The organism is Pseudomonas sp. D4002 (assembly GCF_013385665.1).
GTDB lineage: Bacteria > Pseudomonadota > Gammaproteobacteria > Pseudomonadales > Pseudomonadaceae > Aquipseudomonas.
The window spans coordinates 208,718-223,880 of sequence record NZ_JACAPN010000024.1 but is presented as its reverse complement, the minus strand read 5'-3'; the positions used below and the strand labels follow the sequence as shown (position 1 = coordinate 223,880).

Below are 15,163 nucleotides of genomic sequence, written 5' to 3'. Positions count from 1 at the left end.
GGCGCTCTCTCCAAATATACGATTAGGGGGTTGGCTGCACCTGCTTGGCCGTTGGCGGCTGAGTAAGGTGAGTAGTACTTGTCGAATTCAGGTAAAGCTGGGTAAGGCTTAAATGCTCCAGCGAGCACTCAACAAACGTTCATTCAACACATTGGGGTCAAGGGGTTTCGGGCGGCGGGCCATGGCGCTGTAGAACGTCTCCAGGGCCTCGCTCAAGCGTTGTTCCAGCACCGGCACCAGTTGCGCCTGGGCGCTGCCTTCGCCGTAGGCGATCTGGCTGTCTTCGGCGAAAATCCCGTGGAGCAATTCCTGGGCTTTCAATGCCGACAGCACCGGCTTCAGCGCGTAGTCCACCGCGAGCATGTGGGCGATGCTGCCGCCGGTGGCCATCGGCAACACTATTTTGTGGGCCAGGGCGCGTTCAGGCAGCAAGTCGAGGATGGTTTTCAGCGCGCCGGAAAACGAAGCCTTGTACACCGGCGTGGCGATCACCAGGCCATCGGCGTTCGCCACTTGCTGCAACAGGTCGATGATTTTCGGGCTATCGAACCGCGCGTGCAGCAAGTCTTCGGCCGGGAAGTCCCGTATCTGATAACTCACCACTTCCACGCCTTGTTGCTGCAACCAGTTGCGGGTGTGATCCAGCAAGACCCCGGACCGGGAACGTTGGCTGGGGCTACCACCAAGTGTTACGACCAGCATGTAGGAAATTCCTTTGGAAAGTGTCGGCGGTTCGCTATGTGGCGATGGCGCCAAGATGGGACAGACCATATCAGCCAATTTATATATCTATAAATCTTATTTTTTCATTTGTTTATTCTTTAAATGCATATGCTGCCGACTAAATCGCAGGCATAAAAAAAGGCCGTCGAAACGGCCTTAAAACCCCTGCTATGTGAGACTTGAAATGCGCGCAAGTGTGGGAGCGGGCTTGCTCGCGAAAGCGGTGTGTCATTCAAAGATGCATCAACTGACAGTGCGCATTCGCGAGCAAGCCCGCTCCCACATGTGGTTGTGTGTCAGCGATTCGGTTGAGGGGTGAGCCGCAGGTACGGCTTCACCGCCCGGTAACCCTTCGGAAAGCGTTTCTTGATCTCTTCCTCGTCCTTGAGCGACGGGACTATCACCACTTCGTCACCGTCCTGCCAGTTGGCCGGGGTCGCGACTTTGTGGTTGTCGGTCAGTTGCAGCGAGTCGATTACCCGCAGGATTTCGTGGAAGTTGCGACCGGTGCTGGCCGGGTAGGTGATGGTCAGGCGAATCTTTTTGTTCGGATCAATCACGAACAGCGAACGCACGGTAAGGGTGTCACTGGCATTCGGGTGGATCAGGTCGTACAGGTCGGAGACCTTGCGGTCAGCGTCGGCCAGGATCGGGAAGTTGACGATGGTGTTCTGGGTTTCGTTGATGTCTTCGATCCACTTGTGGTGGGAGTCCACCGGGTCCACCGACAGCGCAATGGCCTTGACGCCCCGCTTGGCGAATTCATCCTTGAGCTTGGCGGTGAAACCCAGCTCGGTGGTGCACACCGGGGTAAAGTCCGCCGGGTGGGAAAACAGCACGCCCCAGCTATCGCCCAGCCACTCGTGGAAGCGAATCTTGCCGGCGCTGGAATCCTGTTCAAAGTCGGGGGCGATGTCGCCCAGTCTGAGGCTCATGGTGTGGCTCCTGATGAGTGCTTATGGAGCCCACTGTGCCTGTGTCGCGGATTATTTAAAAAGAATAAATATCGATTTATCTAGACGATAAAGGAATATTAAAAATCTGTTCATTGGACTTGGCAACGGGCGTGGATCAACATCCGCTTCAAGGTTCGAGAAGGCCTTGAGACGCTGTACAAAGAGGGGTTCAGGACGGGCTTGCGGGGGTTGAGCCCGGCTTGAAAAGTAAAGCACCCTGCCCGGCATTGCGCCGGGCAAGGTTTTACGCTCTTACTTGAACGCGTAGGTGTAGCTGAGGATTACGCGGTTTTCGTCCTGGGAACGGGTGTTCGCCAGGTCGGTACGCCACATCGCGTTTTTCCAGGCAACGCCCAGGTTTTTCAGCGGACCTTCTGGAACAACGTAAGCCAGGGTCAGGTCGCGTTCCCACTCGTTACGCTCGCCGACGGTGGTGTCGATGTTGCTACCTTTGAGGTAAACCACACCGGCAGTCAGGCCAGGTACGCCGATCTTGGCGAAGTCATAGGCGTAGCGAGCTTGCCAGGTACGTTCGCCAGCACGGGCAAACTTCTGGATTTGCATGTCGGTGATGGTGCTGTTAGACGAGCCGTCACCTTGGTTCAGCCAAGGGAAGTCGCTGTCGCCCTTGGTGTACTGGTAGCCAGCACCGAAGGTGTGACCGGCAACCGAGTACAGCGCCAGGTAGCTGTACAGGTCGTTGTCGACCTTACCTTTGACCTTGGTGGCGTTGGTCGGATGATCCGAGTAGTAGCCGGAGGTGTAGTAACCGGCAGTATCACCGTTGGCACCGTTGTCACGGCTGCGGTAGTAGCGCAGGTCACTTTTCAGGACGCCAGGACCGATCGCCCAGTTGTGGACCAGGCCCAGGAAGTTCTGAGAGTAGAAATCCTTCAGCTCGCCGAAGTAGTACGAAGCGGTCAGGTCTTTGTTGATTTTGTAGTCAGCACCGGCGTAGTAGAACTTGTTGACGAAGTTACCAGCGTCGTAGTTCGAGCTGCCGTTGGCACCGGCCAGGGACAGACCTTCATTGTTGCTGGAGTTACGGCCTTTGGAGTGCTCGATCTGACCAGCAGTCAGGGTCAGGTCCTTGAACTCGTTCGAAGAGATCTCGCCGCCCTGGAAGGTTTGTGGCAACAGACGACCGTCGTTGGTCTTGATCACCGGGTTGTTCGGCTGCAAGGTACCGATCTTCAGCACGGTTTGGGAGATCTTGACCTTACCGGTCACGCCCAGGCTGGCGAAATCGTGAACGGCCTTGTTGCCATCACTTGGGAACACGGTGCCGCCGGAAGCAGTACCAGTGTAGTTGCCGTGATCAGCGCGGCTGGAATCCAGACGCACGCCGTACAGGCCGATGGCGTCAAGACCGAAGCCCACAGTACCTTGGGTAAAACCCGAGATGAAACGCAGGTCGAAACCCTGACCCCATTCAGCGTTTTTGCTGCGGGTGTTCGAGGTAGCCGATGGCTTCAGATCGCGGTTGTCGGTGTTGATGTAAAAGTTACGTACGCCCAGCGTGATCTTGCTGTCATCGATAAAACCAGCGGCGCCTGCTTGTTGGGCGATTGCCCCCAAAGCTACGGCCAACGCCAATGTTGACTTCTTCATGTACCGCTCCTCTCATTTCTAATTTTTGTATTTCTTAGGTCTCGGGTCTGACGCCCTCGATCCACAGATGCGCGATTAGCACCGGATAGTGACTGACAAGTCAATCGTAACCTTGTGTGTCTACTACTTTCGTCTAACCGCAGTTAATTTGGTCCTTGCAGGGTAATGAGTTTTTCATACACCCAAAAAGAATTGTTTCGTCCTTTTTCATACCATTCAGGAATAACGCTTTCCATGGGACGGTCAAGCCGACAGGCGATGCCGCTCCATAAGCGTTTTCCGAAAGAGTATGTCTTTGCGCTTTTTTAGATCGTTTTGTGTTGACCAAACGGGGTCATACGTCACTCACGATCAAAAACGCGACGCCATCATGGCCAAACGCACATCATTCCGTCAATTTGTTACAGTTTTTGTATCGATGAAACTTTTCTGCCGTCCCAGCAATCCACCTCACCGTACCCGGTGATAATGTCACTTTGATGTCAGTTATATGTATAAATTGGCAAACCCTGTGTTCAGGGCCGATGCATCCGCCGAGGAGCATGACTCGCCAAAGTGACAGGCGAGAGGATTGCCCCCTCGCCCCTTCAGGCTTACAACGCCTTTTCGAAAATCTTCGAATTACGCTGATAGTTGTATAACGACGCCCGCGCCGACGGCAGGCGATCCACCGTGCTCGGCACAAAACCACGCTCGCGGAACCAGTGGGCGGTACGGGTCGTCAGCACGAACAGTGTCTTCAAACCCTGGGCCCGGGCACGGGTCTCGATGCGCTCCAGCAGTTCGTCACCGCGACCGCCATGGCGGTATTCCGGGTTCACGGCCAGGCACGCCAGCTCGCCTGCGTCGGAGTCGGCGATCTGATACAGCGCCGCACAGGCGATGATCATGCCTTCACGTTCCACCACGCTGAACTGCTCGATTTCCCGCTCCAGCACTTCCCGGGAACGACGCACCAGAATCCCCTGCTCTTCCAGCGGGCTGATCAGGTCCAGCAACCCGCCGACGTCTTCAATCGCCGCTTCGCGCACCAGTTCAAACTGCTCCTGGGCCACCAGCGTACCGCCGCCATCCCGGGTGAACAGCTCGGTCAGCAAGGCGCCGTCTTCGGCATAACTGACAATGTGGCTGCGGCCTACGCCGCCCCGGCAAGCCTCGGCGGCCGCGTCCAGCAATTCGGCCTGGTAGTTGTTGCCCAGGCGTTGCAGGTGCGCGGGCACCTGTTGCGGCCGCAATTCACGCACCAGGCGGCCGTGCTCGTCGATCAGGCCGAGATCGGCACCGAACAGCAGCAACTTGTCCGCGCCCAGGTCGATGGCCGCGCGGGTGGCGACGTCTTCACAGGCGAGGTTGAAGATTTCGCCGGTAGGCGAGTAGCCCAGCGGCGACAGCAGCACGATGGAGCGCTCGTCCAGCAGGCGGTTGATGCCCTTGCGGTCGACCCGGCGCACTTCGCCGGTGTGGTGATAGTCGACGCCTTCAAGCACACCGATCGGGCGCGCCGTCACCAGGTTGCCGCTGGCCACCCGCAGGCGCGAGCCCTGCATCGGCGAAGAGGCCATGTCCATCGACAAACGCGCTTCGATAGCAATGCGCAGATGGCCGACCGCATCGATCACGCACTCCAGGGTTGCGGCATCGGTGATGCGCAAGCCTTCGTGGTAAGCCGGGGTCAGGCCGCGGGCGGCGAGGCGGGTTTCAATTTGCGGGCGCGAACCGTGGACCAGCACCAGTCGCACGCCCAGGCTGTGGAGCAGCACCAGGTCGTGGACGATATTGCCGAAGTTCGGGTGCTCTACACCATCGCCCGGCAGCATGACGACAAAAGTGCAATCCCGGTGGGCATTGATGTAAGGCGAAGCGTGACGAAGCCAATTGACGTATTCGGGCATAAAAACCTGGGCCTGTAATAAAAAGCAGCCAAAAATGGATGAATCGCAAAAACGCACAGCGGGCTGTTGGTTATCGTCGGAACAGGCTTGGCGACACGCTCGCTCTCCTTCTATGTACGGATGGGCAGGGGTTAATTTATGCAGGTGTCAGGCAGTAATGTTGAATCAGTTCACGCAATAGACGCACTGTAGGCGTCAAGCGTGACATTTCAAGGTACTCGCCTGGCTGGTGGGCGCAGGCGATATCGCCAGGGCCAAGCACCAGGGTCTCGCAACCAAGGCGCTGAAGATAAGGCGCTTCGGTGCCGAACGCCACTGCTTCGGCGCGATGACCGGTAAGTCGTTCAGCTACCCGCACCAACTCTGCATCCTCGGCCTGCTCGAAGGGCGGCACTTCGGGGAACAGCGGCGCATAGTCGATCTTCACCTGATGGCGCTCGGCCAAGGGTTCGAGCTTCTGCCGGATGGCAGCGCGCAGCACCTGGGGATCCATGCCCGGCAGGGGCCGCAGGTCGAATTCCAGGGAGCATTGGCCGCAGATGCGGTTGGGGTTGTCGCCACCATGGATGCAGCCGAAGTTCATGGTCGGCTGTGGCACGCTGAACTGCGGATTGCGGTATTCGCGCTGCCAGGCCAGGCGCAGGCCACGCAGTTCGCCAATGGCGTCATGCATGGCTTCGAGGGCGCTGTGGCCCAGGCTTGGGTCCGACGAATGGCCGCTGCGCCCGAGAATATCGATGCGCTCCATCATTACGCCCTTGTGCAGGCGGATGGGCTTGAGGCCGGTGGGTTCACCGATCACCGCCGCACGGCCCAAGGGACGACCCGCCTCGGCCAGTGCACGAGCACCGGCCATGGAGCTTTCTTCATCGCAGGTAGCAAGAATCAGCAGCGGCTGTTTGAAAGGCTGGTCGAGCAACGGCTGGACGGCTTCGATCACCAGGGCGAAAAAGCCCTTCATGTCACAGCTGCCCAGTCCTACCCAGCGGCCGTCGACTTCCGTCAGCTTGAGCGGATCGGTCTGCCATAGGGCGCCGTCGTACGGCACGGTGTCACTGTGGCCCGCCAGCACCAGGCCGCCAGGGCCGGTGCCGAAACTGGCCAACAGGTTGAATTTGCCTGGGCTGACCTGCTGGATGTCGCAGGCAAAGCCCAGGTCTGCCAGCCAGGTGGCGAGCAAATCGATGACCGGGCGGTTGGATTGGTCGAGAGAGGCCTGGGTACAACTGACCGAAGGCGCGGCAATCAGCGCGGCGAACTGTTCTTTCATGGACGGTAAAGGCATGCGCTGTCTCTCAACTTCCCGGACGAACCCCATCATAGAGCTATCTGAGTGACACAATAAACCGTTGCGGCACGTTGCAGGGCTCAGTCCTGTACACTGCACGACCTTGGCAGCCACTCTTTTCCCCGGCTGCGCTCCCGATCCTGGATTTTCCGGCCATGCAGAAAGAAACCGAAATCAAGCTCCGTGTCAGCCGCGAAACCCTCGCCGCGCTGCGTGAGCACCCGTTACTGAAAAAACGCAACAAAAGTGGCTGGGAACGCCGTGAGCTGATGAACCAGTACTTCGACACCCCGGAACGCGACCTGGCCCAGGCCAAAGTGGCCCTGCGCCTGCGCAAAGACGGCGACGAAGTGATCCAGACCCTCAAGACCCGTGGCCAGAGCGTCGCCGGCTTGTCGGAACGCAATGAGTACAACTGGGACCTGGCCAAAGCCAAGCTCGACGTGAAGAAACTCGACGGCGAATGCTGGCCCGAGCAACTGGCCGAGCTGGACAAAAAGACCCTCAAGCCGATCTTCACCACCGATTTCGTCCGCGAACGCGCTGAAATCGCCTGGGGCCGCGGCAAGGCCAAGGTGGTGATCGAAGCCGCCCTGGACCTGGGCCACGTGGTTGCCGGCAAGCAGAAAGAAGAAATCTGCGAGCTGGAACTGGAACTGCGCGAAGGCGACCCGGCCGCCCTGCTGGAGCTGGCCGCTGAACTGGCCGCGACCCTGGCGCTGATGCCGTGCGATATCAGCAAGGCCGAGCGTGGCTATCGCCTGTTCGACGCCAACAGCTACTCCCTGAGCCTGCCGGCACCGGTGCTGCACGCCGAAATGCCGCTGGACGACGCATTTGCTGCCGTCATGTGGCATCTGTTGGGCAGCAGCCAGCGCCTGGCCGAGCAATACCGCTTCAACGGCCACTGGCGTCTGCTGCAGGACTGGGTGGAAAACCTCGGCGAACTGCGGGCCCTGCTCGGCAGCCTCGGCCAGGCCGCACCGCGTCAGTCCACCAGCGAATTGCGCGCCGCCCTGGACGCCTTGCTGGAAGACTGGCGTCCGCTGGTCCAGGCCGGTGACGACGATGAAGACATCCGCAAGGCCGCGCCGGAGCAGTTCGCCGAAGAGCTGGAAGACGTGCGCTGGGGTTTGTTCTCCCTGACCACTTCCCGCTGGCTGCTGGCCCGCACCTGGGCCGCGGATCGCAACGTGCGTGGCAATCGCCAGGGCGCTGCACAGCTGGCCAACTGGCTGCCGCGCCTGCTGGCCGATGACGCCGTTGCCCTGCAACTGCCGCGCTACCAGCAACAGCCGGAAGACCTGGCCGAGCAACTGCCGCGTATCGAACGCATCCTGGCCTGGCTGCACCATGCACGCCAGGTGCTGGATATCGCCGAGCTGGACCGTTTGTATGGCGAGCTGAACAAGCTGGCGCACCTGGCCAACCAGCCGATCACCGATGAGTCGCTGGATGCGCGGATGCATCAGGCGATTGCGGTGTATCAGAATCGCGCCTGGAAAACCCTGCTGCGCCTGTAAAACCTTGTGGCGAGGGAGCTTGCTCCCTCTTCACTAAAATCAGGCAAAGACAACTATCAGCGCAACACCGGCAAACTCGTGGTGGACTTGATCTCCGACAAGGCCACTATCGAGTTGACCTCCTGAATCCCCGGCACCATCGACAGCTTCTCAAAGAAAAACCGCTCATACGCCTCGATGTCCGACGTGACGATCCGCAGTAAAAAGTCCACCGCGCCCATCAGCACATAACATTCCAGCACTTGCGGAAAACCGCGAATCGCCTCGGTGAACTCAGTGAAGTTGGAACGGCCGTGGGCGTTGAGTTTCACCTCGGCAAAAATCTGCGTATTAAGGCCGATTTTCTTGCGATCCAGCAGGGTGACCTGGCCGCGAATCACACCCTCCTCTTTCAGCCGCTGAATCCGGCGCCAGCACGGCGACTGCGACAGGCCGACCTGTTCGGCGATCTGCGCGCTGGAGAGCGAAGCGTCTTCCTGCAACAGCGCGAGAATGCGCCGGTCGTACACGTCCAATTCAGTGTGCATAAAAATACCCATTAATCATGATTTAAAGAATTACATGATTCTCTTATAAGCCAATACAGGCTGTTTTAGATAAGAAATCTCCCGCGACGAATGCAAAAATTTCTCCAGTCGAATCCGGAGAATCATCATGCACGTCGTCGAAGCCTCCCACCCCGCCCAACGCGTTGACGCCTGGGCCGTCAGCAATGCCCACTGCCAGGCGCACTATCAAATCCTCGCCGAGGCTGAACCCGACGTGTTGTGCCGGGTGCTCAACTATTTTGCCCTGCAGTTCCTGGTGCCACGTCAGGTGAGCGTGCAGCGTGAAGACGACCTGCTGGCGATCGATATCGTGATGGATGGCCTGAGCTGGCACCGGGCCCAGGTGATCGGCGAAAAACTTCGTAACCTGATCAGTGTGTGCTCGCTGGAGCTGCGCCCGGCAGATGCTGCGCGGCCTCTGGCGGTTCAGGCGGCCGCTCAGTAAAAGCCTGCAATAAACCCCGGAGGCCGAAGCGCAAAGCGTGACTAGCCTGAGGACTACGCCTAATCGTTGCCCAGGAACGTCACCATGTCCGTTGCGCCAAATCCGCAGGATCGCTGGCTGGAAATCCATCAGTTGTTGCCTGCCCTGATCGACCAGGGCCTGGTGCCCGCCGACCTGGCTCTACCGGCGAACAGTGGGCTGCATCCCCTGGAATGCATTGCCAGCCAGGGGCCGTCTCTGGAAATGCTGACCGAATGGCTCGCCCGCCACTGCGGCCAGCCCTACCTGCGTATCGACCCGTTGAAAATCGACGTCGCGGCGGTGGTGCCGCTGATGTCCTATGCCTTTGCCCAGCGCCACAAGATCCTGGCCGTTGCGGTCGACGCCCACAGCGTTACCGTCGCCAGTGCCCAGCCTTACGTGTGCAGTTGGGAAGCCGGCCTGGCTCAGGTGTTGAAGCGCTCCATCAAGCGGGTGCTGGCCAATCCCCAGGAGATCCAGCGCTGCACCGTGGAGTTTTACCGACTGGCGAAATCGGTCAGCGGCGCCATTGATCAAAAAACCTCCGGCGCGCCGAATATCGAACAACTGCTCAATCTCGGCGCCAGCGACCAGGAGCCCGACGCCAACGACGCGCACATCGTCAACATCGTCGACTGGCTGTTGCAGTACGCCTTTGGCCAGCGGGCCAGTGATATCCATATCGAACCCGGACGCGATCAGGGGCGCGTGCGTTTTCGCATCGACGGGCTGCTGCATGACGTCTATCAATTCCCATCCCAGGTGACGATGGCGGTGGTCAGCCGCCTGAAAAGCCTGGGCCGGATGAACGTGGCGGAAAAACGCAAACCCCAGGACGGCCGGGTGAAGACCAAAAGCCCCACGGGCGGGGAAGTGGAGCTGCGCCTGTCGACCTTGCCCATAGCCTTCGGCGAAAAGCTGGTGATGCGAATTTTTGACCCGCAGGTGCTGCACAAGGATTTCCAGCAACTGGGACTTTCCAGCGACGACCTGCAACGCTGGCAATCCATGACCGGCCAGGCCAACGGCATCATCCTGGTCACCGGCCCTACCGGTTCCGGCAAGACCAGCACGCTGTACACCACGCTCAAGCAATTGGCCACTCGCGAGGTCAACCTGTGCACCGTCGAAGACCCGATCGAGATGGTGGAGCCGGCCTTTAACCAGATGCAGGTGCAGCACAACATCGACCTGACCTTCGCCAGCGGCATCCGCGCCCTGATGCGCCAGGACCCGGACATCATCATGATCGGCGAGATTCGCGACCTGGAAACCGCAGAAATGGCGATCCAGGCCGCCCTGACCGGGCATCTGGTGCTGTCGACGTTGCACACCAACGATGCGCCCGGCGCCATCAGCCGCTTGCTGGAACTGGGCATTCCCCATTACCTGATCAATGCCACGCTGCTGGGGGTGATGGCCCAGCGCCTGGTCAGGCTGTTGTGCCCGCACTGCAAGCGGCAAGCCGGGCAGGTCCATCAGGCAGTGGGTTGCGGCGAGTGCCGGGAAAGTGGCTATCGGGGTCGAGCCGGGGTCTACGAGATCATGCTGATGAACGATCGCCTCAAGGCCCTGGTCAGCCCGGGCACCGACCTCCAGGCCCTGCGTCTGGCGGCCCTTGACCAGGGAATGTGCAGCTTGCGGTCCGCCGGTATGCGCAAGGTAATGGCAGGACTGACAACACTTGAAGAGGTACTGCGAGTGACGCCTGGGGATTCAGAAACAAATCCTTTGATCGATGGCGCGGTAATCCGTCCTTATCCGTGACAACACCGTTACAATCGGAAAAACCTCGCTTCACCGTCACCAGACAAGGAATCGTTATGCAGATCGGAACCGTACTGCTTCTTTTTGTAGGCTTGGCCGTCGCCATCCTCTTCATGGGTTTCAAGGTGGTCCCGCAGGGTTACCAGTGGACAGTCGAGCGCTTCGGCCGCTACACCAACACCCTCAAGCCCGGCCTGAACATCATCATTCCGGTCATGGACCGCATCGGTCGCAAGATCAACGTGATGGAAAGCGTGCTGGATATCCCACCCCAGGAAGTCATCACTGCTGACAACGCCACGGTGCAGATCGACGCCGTGTGCTTCTTCCAGGTGGTCAATACCGCCCAGGCTGCCTACGAGGTGAACAACCTCGAACACGCCATCCGCAACCTGTTGCAAACCAACATCCGTACCGTGCTCGGCTCCATGGAGCTGGATGCGATGCTCAGCCAGCGTGACGGCATCAACGAAAAACTGCTGCGCACCGTCGACGAAGCCACCGCACCGTGGGGCATCAAGATCACCCGGATCGAGATCAAGGACATCAGCCCGCCTGCCGACCTGATGGCCGCCATGTCCGGCCAGATGAAGGCCGAGCGGATCAAGCGTGCGCAGATCCTCGAGGCCGAAGGCCTGCGAGCCTCCGCGATCCTGACCGCCGAAGGCAAGAAGCAGGCGCAGATCCTGGAGGCCGAAGGTGGTCGTCAGGCCGCCTTCCTGGAATCCGAAGCCCGCGAACGTCAGGCCGAGGCCGAAGCCCGCGCCACTCAAGTGGTATCGGAAGCCATCGCCACCGGTAACGTGCAGGCCATCAACTACTTCGTCGCCCAGAAATACATCGACGCACTGGGCAAGCTGGCCTCGGCCAACAACAGCAAGGTGATCCTGATGCCGCTGGAAGCCAGCCAGGTGATTGGCGCAGTCGGCGGCATCGGCGAAATCGTCAAGGCAACCTTCGACAACAAGAAAGCCTGAGGCACGCACCATGTGGGAATTCCTGCAGCACCTGTCGTTTTGGGACTGGCTGGCACTGGGCACGGTGCTGTTGATCCTTGAAGTGTTCGGTGCCGGTGGTTATCTGCTGTGGATGGGCATCGCCGCGGCAGCCGTGGGCGTGATCAAGTTCCTGGTGCCGAGCCTGGGGCTGGAGTGGCAACTGCTGCTGTTCGCCGTGTTGTCGATCCTCACGGCGGTGTACTGGTGGCGACGCCAGCGCAGCAGCGCCAAGGTCAGCGACCAGCCGGGGCTGAACATGCGCGGCTCCGAGTTGATTGGTCGCACCTTTGTGGTGCATCAGGCCATCGTCGAGGGCCGTGGCAAGATCAAGGTGGGTGACGGTGTGTGGATGGCATCCGGGCCGGACGCGCCGGCTGGGGCACACGTACGTGTCATTGGTCAGGAAGGCGTGATTTTGCAGGTTGAAACTGTTTAGTCATCCATGGAACTCGGCTGGGCTATCTACAATCAAACTGTTCAGATAACCCAGTCGGAGTCACCCATCATGCGTCTAAAATATGCTGTCGCAACCCTCGCTGTGCTTTCCCTTCCTGTCGGTTCAGCCATGGCCGACAGCTTCTGGCGTAATGTCATCTCATCGGGTGCCACGACCGGCTCGACGTACCTGACCTTCAAGGACCACAAAATGGTAGTCGCCGCCCAGGACGACGCCGGTAGCTTCGTCGCCAGTGACGGCAACATCCGTGGCCCATACCTGGAAGCTGCGATGCAGAAAGTCCGCGCCGATAACCCTGGCCTCAAGGCCACGGATATGGACCTGGCGAACGCAATCCTGGCAAAAAACGCCATTGCTTCCGAGTAATACCGCCGCATAAAAAATGCCGTTCCTCGAGAGCGGCATTTTTTTGCCCTGATTTCCTACGCCAGACGCTGGCGATTCCGCATCTGAACAGGAAAAGTCCTGTCGAGTTGCAGGCGCGCCCGGCAACAAGCTATCGATTCCCTTCAGACTGAGTGAATCGATGACCATGCAAAAACTCTCCTACGCCCTGCTGCTCGCCGCGGTTGCCACGCCTTATGCCCAGGCAGAAAGCTGGTACGGGTCGGCAAAGCTCAACAGCGCCCGGCAGAATCTCTCAAGCTCACTGCTGACCAGCCCACGCGTAACCCACCGGGTAGAAGCCCCCGACAGCAGCAAGACGTTCACCGGCTCATTCGCCGTGGGCTATGCCTTTGCCGATGGCTGGCGCCTGGAGGGGGAATACACGATGCCCAGCCACTCGACCTTCAAATCCCATTGGGCACCGTTCAATGCCAACGTCAACAGCCTGCGCACCGACAGCCAGCGCCTGATGCTCAACGGTTATAAAAACATCCCGATCAATGAATGGCTGTCGTTCTACGGTATGGCGGGAGTCGGCGTGGCCCAGGTTGACGCCGAGGGTTACCAGACCAACGACACCCGCCGTTTCGCCAGCAATCGCCAATACAACTTCGCCTACAGCGTTGGCCTGGGGCTGGATGCCAAGGTCAGCGAAACCCTGACCCTGGGTACCGGCTGGCGTTACGTGGACATGGGCGGGATCGAGACCGGCTACAACACGTTCGCCAATCGGATAAACGCCCGGGACGAACAGCTCAAAGGCAAGCTCAAAGAGCAGAACGTGTTTCTTGAGGCACGCGTTGCCTTCTGACACCGATGCTGAAATGCCGCTCCCGAGGCGGCATTTTTTGTTTCAGGCGGGACGATTCATTCACAGACGACAGGCTATATTCAGTCGAGCCGTGCAACCATGCCCGGCATTGATATGCTTTTTTCTCATCGCCTTCTGAAACGGATGCCTTCAACGTCATGAGCCAACTGCCCTTTCTGCCGTTCTCCAAGCCCACCATTGATGAAGCCACCATCTCGGCGGTAGGCGACGTACTGCGCTCCGGCTGGATCACCAGCGGGCCGAAAGTGCAGGCGTTCGAGGCGCAGTTGTCGGAATATTTTGGGGGGCGCCCGGTGCGTACCTTCAACTCGGGCACCTGCACCATGGAGATTGCCTTGCGCATCGCCGGTATCGGGCCTGGTGACGAAGTCATCACCACCCCGATTTCGTGGGTAGCCACGGCCAACGTGATTCTGGAAGTCGGTGCCACGCCGGTGTTCGCCGACATCGACCCGGTGACCCGCAATATCGACCTGGCCAAGGTGGAAGCCGCGATCACACCGCGGACCAAGGCAATCATCCCGGTATACCTGGCGGGCCTGCCGTTGGACATGCCATTGCTCTACGCGCTGGCCAACAAGTACAACCTGCGCATCGTCGAAGATGCAGCCCAGGCCCTGGGTTCCAGCTGGGATGGCCAACGCATTGGCGCTACCGGCGATTTCGTATCGTTCAGCTTCCAGGCGAACAAGAACATCACCTCGTCCGAAGGCGGCTGCCTGGTATTGAACAACGCTGAAGAAGCGCGCCTGGCGGAAAAATATCGCCTGCAGGGCGTGACCCGCACCGGCTTCGATGGCCTGGACGTGGATGTGTTGGGCGGCAAGTTCAACATGACCGACATCGCAGCAGCCATCGGCCTGGGCCAGTTTGCCCATATCGAGAAGATCACTGCCCACCGCCAGGAACTGGCACGGCACTATTTCGAATGCTTCGGCAGTGATTTTGAAGCGCAGTACGGTGCGCAATTGCCACCGGCAGACTTCGAAAACAGCAACTGGCACCTGTTCCAGCTGGTACTGCCGGAGCGTCAGGACGGCCTGCCCGCACGCGCCACGTTCATGGAGCAGATGCAGGCCCATGGCGTCGGCATTGGCTATCACTACCCACCGATCCACCTGCTGAGCTTGTACAAGGCACAGGGATTCAAGGAAGGCATGTTCCCGGTAGCGGAAAAAGTGGGGCGTTTGATTGTGTCGTTGCCGATGTTCACGGCGATGACGAAAGCGGACGTAGAGCGTTCGGTAGCGGCGGTAAAAGCGGTGTTGAAGCGCTGACAAAACCTTTGCGGGAGCCGGTTGCCGGCTCCCGCAGCGGGATCACTCGCCGATGGCAGCCTTGTAGCCGGCAGCGTCCAGCAATTTTTTCAGTTCATCCGGGTTGCTTGGCTTGAGCTTGAAGATCCAGGCGCTGTAAGGGTCGGAGTTCAACAGCTCTGGCTCACCGCTCAAGGCGTCGTTCACCGCGATCACTTCGCCAGCAATTGGCGAGTAGATATCCGAAGCGGCCTTCACCGATTCAACCACGCCGGCCTGGTCAGCCGCCTTGAACACGTTGCCGACTTCGGTCAACTCAACGAACACTACATCCCCCAATGCTTCCTGGGCATGGTCCGAGATCCCGACGGTCACGGTGCCGTCAGCTTCCAGACGGGCCCATTCGTGACTTTCGGCAAAACGCAGGTCGGCAGGGATATCGCTCATAGTCTGTGTCCT

At 59.4% G+C, this 15,163-nt stretch carries 15 protein-coding genes; 8 read left to right on the top strand and 7 right to left on the bottom strand.

The window, feature by feature from the left end; translation table 11 throughout:
* Positions 1 to 108: 108 nt before the first annotated feature.
* The 5 genes from ssuE to argE form a co-directional block, all read right to left on the bottom strand.
* Positions 109 to 702, bottom strand: a complete 594-nt coding sequence (gene ssuE / locus HX824_RS18255; protein WP_003213909.1) for an NADPH-dependent FMN reductase — start codon at positions 700 to 702, stop codon at positions 109 to 111.
* A 317-nt stretch (positions 703 to 1,019) separates the two neighbouring features.
* Entirely contained in the window at positions 1,020 to 1,658 is a 639-nt protein-coding gene (locus HX824_RS18250) for a peroxiredoxin (protein ID WP_003213910.1), read from the bottom strand.
* A gap of 273 nt (positions 1,659 to 1,931) precedes the next feature.
* Complete coding sequence (locus HX824_RS18245) at positions 1,932 to 3,290, bottom strand: OprD family porin (protein ID WP_003213912.1); 1,359 nt, start codon at positions 3,288 to 3,290, stop codon at positions 1,932 to 1,934.
* Positions 3,291 to 3,883: 593 nt separating this feature from the next.
* Positions 3,884 to 5,182 (bottom strand): amino-acid N-acetyltransferase, encoded by a 1,299-nt coding sequence (gene argA, locus HX824_RS18240; RefSeq protein WP_003213914.1) that lies wholly within the window; start codon positions 5,180 to 5,182, stop codon positions 3,884 to 3,886.
* 136 nt (positions 5,183 to 5,318) lie between these two features.
* The gene (gene argE / locus HX824_RS18235) at positions 5,319 to 6,467 is read right to left on the bottom strand and encodes an acetylornithine deacetylase (protein ID WP_003213916.1); all 1,149 of its coding nucleotides are present in this window, start codon (positions 6,465 to 6,467) and stop codon (positions 5,319 to 5,321) included.
* A gap of 158 nt (positions 6,468 to 6,625) precedes the next feature.
* Between argE and HX824_RS18230 the strand changes: the two genes are divergently transcribed.
* The gene (locus HX824_RS18230; protein WP_003213918.1) at positions 6,626 to 7,993 is read left to right on the top strand and encodes an inorganic triphosphatase; all 1,368 of its coding nucleotides are present in this window, start codon (positions 6,626 to 6,628) and stop codon (positions 7,991 to 7,993) included.
* 56 nt (positions 7,994 to 8,049) lie between these two features.
* Here the strand turns inward: HX824_RS18230 and HX824_RS18225 are convergent, their stop codons facing one another.
* The gene (locus HX824_RS18225) at positions 8,050 to 8,520 is read right to left on the bottom strand and encodes an Lrp/AsnC family transcriptional regulator (RefSeq protein WP_177054903.1); all 471 of its coding nucleotides are present in this window, start codon (positions 8,518 to 8,520) and stop codon (positions 8,050 to 8,052) included.
* Between the two features lie 127 nt (positions 8,521 to 8,647).
* Here HX824_RS18225 and HX824_RS18220 point away from each other — a divergent pair, with 127 nt between their 5' ends.
* From HX824_RS18220 to HX824_RS18190, 7 genes are all read left to right on the top strand, one after another.
* Positions 8,648 to 8,986, top strand: a complete 339-nt coding sequence (locus HX824_RS18220; protein ID WP_102604088.1) for a hypothetical protein — start codon at positions 8,648 to 8,650, stop codon at positions 8,984 to 8,986.
* Positions 8,987 to 9,070: 84 nt separating this feature from the next.
* Complete coding sequence (locus HX824_RS18215) at positions 9,071 to 10,774, top strand: GspE/PulE family protein (RefSeq protein ID WP_177035320.1); 1,704 nt, start codon at positions 9,071 to 9,073, stop codon at positions 10,772 to 10,774.
* A gap of 56 nt (positions 10,775 to 10,830) precedes the next feature.
* Positions 10,831 to 11,751, top strand: a complete 921-nt coding sequence (locus HX824_RS18210) for an SPFH domain-containing protein (protein WP_003213925.1) — start codon at positions 10,831 to 10,833, stop codon at positions 11,749 to 11,751.
* 10 nt (positions 11,752 to 11,761) lie between these two features.
* On the top strand, positions 11,762 to 12,208 hold the full coding sequence (locus HX824_RS18205) for an NfeD family protein (protein ID WP_008438897.1): 447 nt from the start codon (positions 11,762 to 11,764) through the stop codon (positions 12,206 to 12,208).
* Between the two features lie 69 nt (positions 12,209 to 12,277).
* Positions 12,278 to 12,595, top strand: a complete 318-nt coding sequence (locus HX824_RS18200; protein WP_008438896.1) for a DUF2388 domain-containing protein — start codon at positions 12,278 to 12,280, stop codon at positions 12,593 to 12,595.
* A gap of 160 nt (positions 12,596 to 12,755) precedes the next feature.
* Positions 12,756 to 13,427 (top strand): outer membrane protein, encoded by a 672-nt coding sequence (locus HX824_RS18195; RefSeq protein WP_008438895.1) that lies wholly within the window; start codon positions 12,756 to 12,758, stop codon positions 13,425 to 13,427.
* 158 nt (positions 13,428 to 13,585) lie between these two features.
* Complete coding sequence (locus HX824_RS18190; protein WP_087693281.1) at positions 13,586 to 14,725, top strand: DegT/DnrJ/EryC1/StrS aminotransferase family protein; 1,140 nt, start codon at positions 13,586 to 13,588, stop codon at positions 14,723 to 14,725.
* 42 nt (positions 14,726 to 14,767) lie between these two features.
* Here HX824_RS18190 and gcvH read toward each other — a convergent pair whose 3' ends face one another.
* Positions 14,768 to 15,151, bottom strand: a complete 384-nt coding sequence (gene gcvH, locus HX824_RS18185) for a glycine cleavage system protein GcvH (protein ID WP_177054902.1) — start codon at positions 15,149 to 15,151, stop codon at positions 14,768 to 14,770.
* Positions 15,152 to 15,163 lie beyond the last annotated feature (12 nt).

Bases quoted from the DNA above. Each gene is read 5' to 3' on its own strand.
- HX824_RS18195 (WP_008438895.1), top strand. From the start codon at position 12,756: ATGACCATGCAAAAACTCTCCTACGCCCTGCTGCTCGCCGCGGTTGCC.
- HX824_RS18220 (WP_102604088.1), top strand. From the start codon at position 8,648: ATGCACGTCGTCGAAGCCTCCCACCCCGCCCAACGCGTTGACGCCTGG.
- HX824_RS18205 (WP_008438897.1), top strand. From the start codon at position 11,762: ATGTGGGAATTCCTGCAGCACCTGTCGTTTTGGGACTGGCTGGCACTG.
- HX824_RS18230 (WP_003213918.1), top strand. From the start codon at position 6,626: ATGCAGAAAGAAACCGAAATCAAGCTCCGTGTCAGCCGCGAAACCCTC.
- HX824_RS18250 (WP_003213910.1), bottom strand. From the start codon at position 1,658: ATGAGCCTCAGACTGGGCGACATCGCCCCCGACTTTGAACAGGATTCC.
- HX824_RS18210 (WP_003213925.1), top strand. From the start codon at position 10,831: ATGCAGATCGGAACCGTACTGCTTCTTTTTGTAGGCTTGGCCGTCGCC.
- HX824_RS18245 (WP_003213912.1), bottom strand. From the start codon at position 3,290: ATGAAGAAGTCAACATTGGCGTTGGCCGTAGCTTTGGGGGCAATCGCC.
- gcvH (WP_177054902.1), bottom strand. From the start codon at position 15,151: ATGAGCGATATCCCTGCCGACCTGCGTTTTGCCGAAAGTCACGAATGG.
- HX824_RS18190 (WP_087693281.1), top strand. From the start codon at position 13,586: ATGAGCCAACTGCCCTTTCTGCCGTTCTCCAAGCCCACCATTGATGAA.
- argA (WP_003213914.1), bottom strand. From the start codon at position 5,182: ATGCCCGAATACGTCAATTGGCTTCGTCACGCTTCGCCTTACATCAAT.
- HX824_RS18215 (WP_177035320.1), top strand. From the start codon at position 9,071: ATGTCCGTTGCGCCAAATCCGCAGGATCGCTGGCTGGAAATCCATCAG.
- HX824_RS18200 (WP_008438896.1), top strand. From the start codon at position 12,278: ATGCGTCTAAAATATGCTGTCGCAACCCTCGCTGTGCTTTCCCTTCCT.
- ssuE (WP_003213909.1), bottom strand. From the start codon at position 702: ATGCTGGTCGTAACACTTGGTGGTAGCCCCAGCCAACGTTCCCGGTCC.
- argE (WP_003213916.1), bottom strand. From the start codon at position 6,467: ATGCCTTTACCGTCCATGAAAGAACAGTTCGCCGCGCTGATTGCCGCG.
- HX824_RS18225 (WP_177054903.1), bottom strand. From the start codon at position 8,520: ATGCACACTGAATTGGACGTGTACGACCGGCGCATTCTCGCGCTGTTG.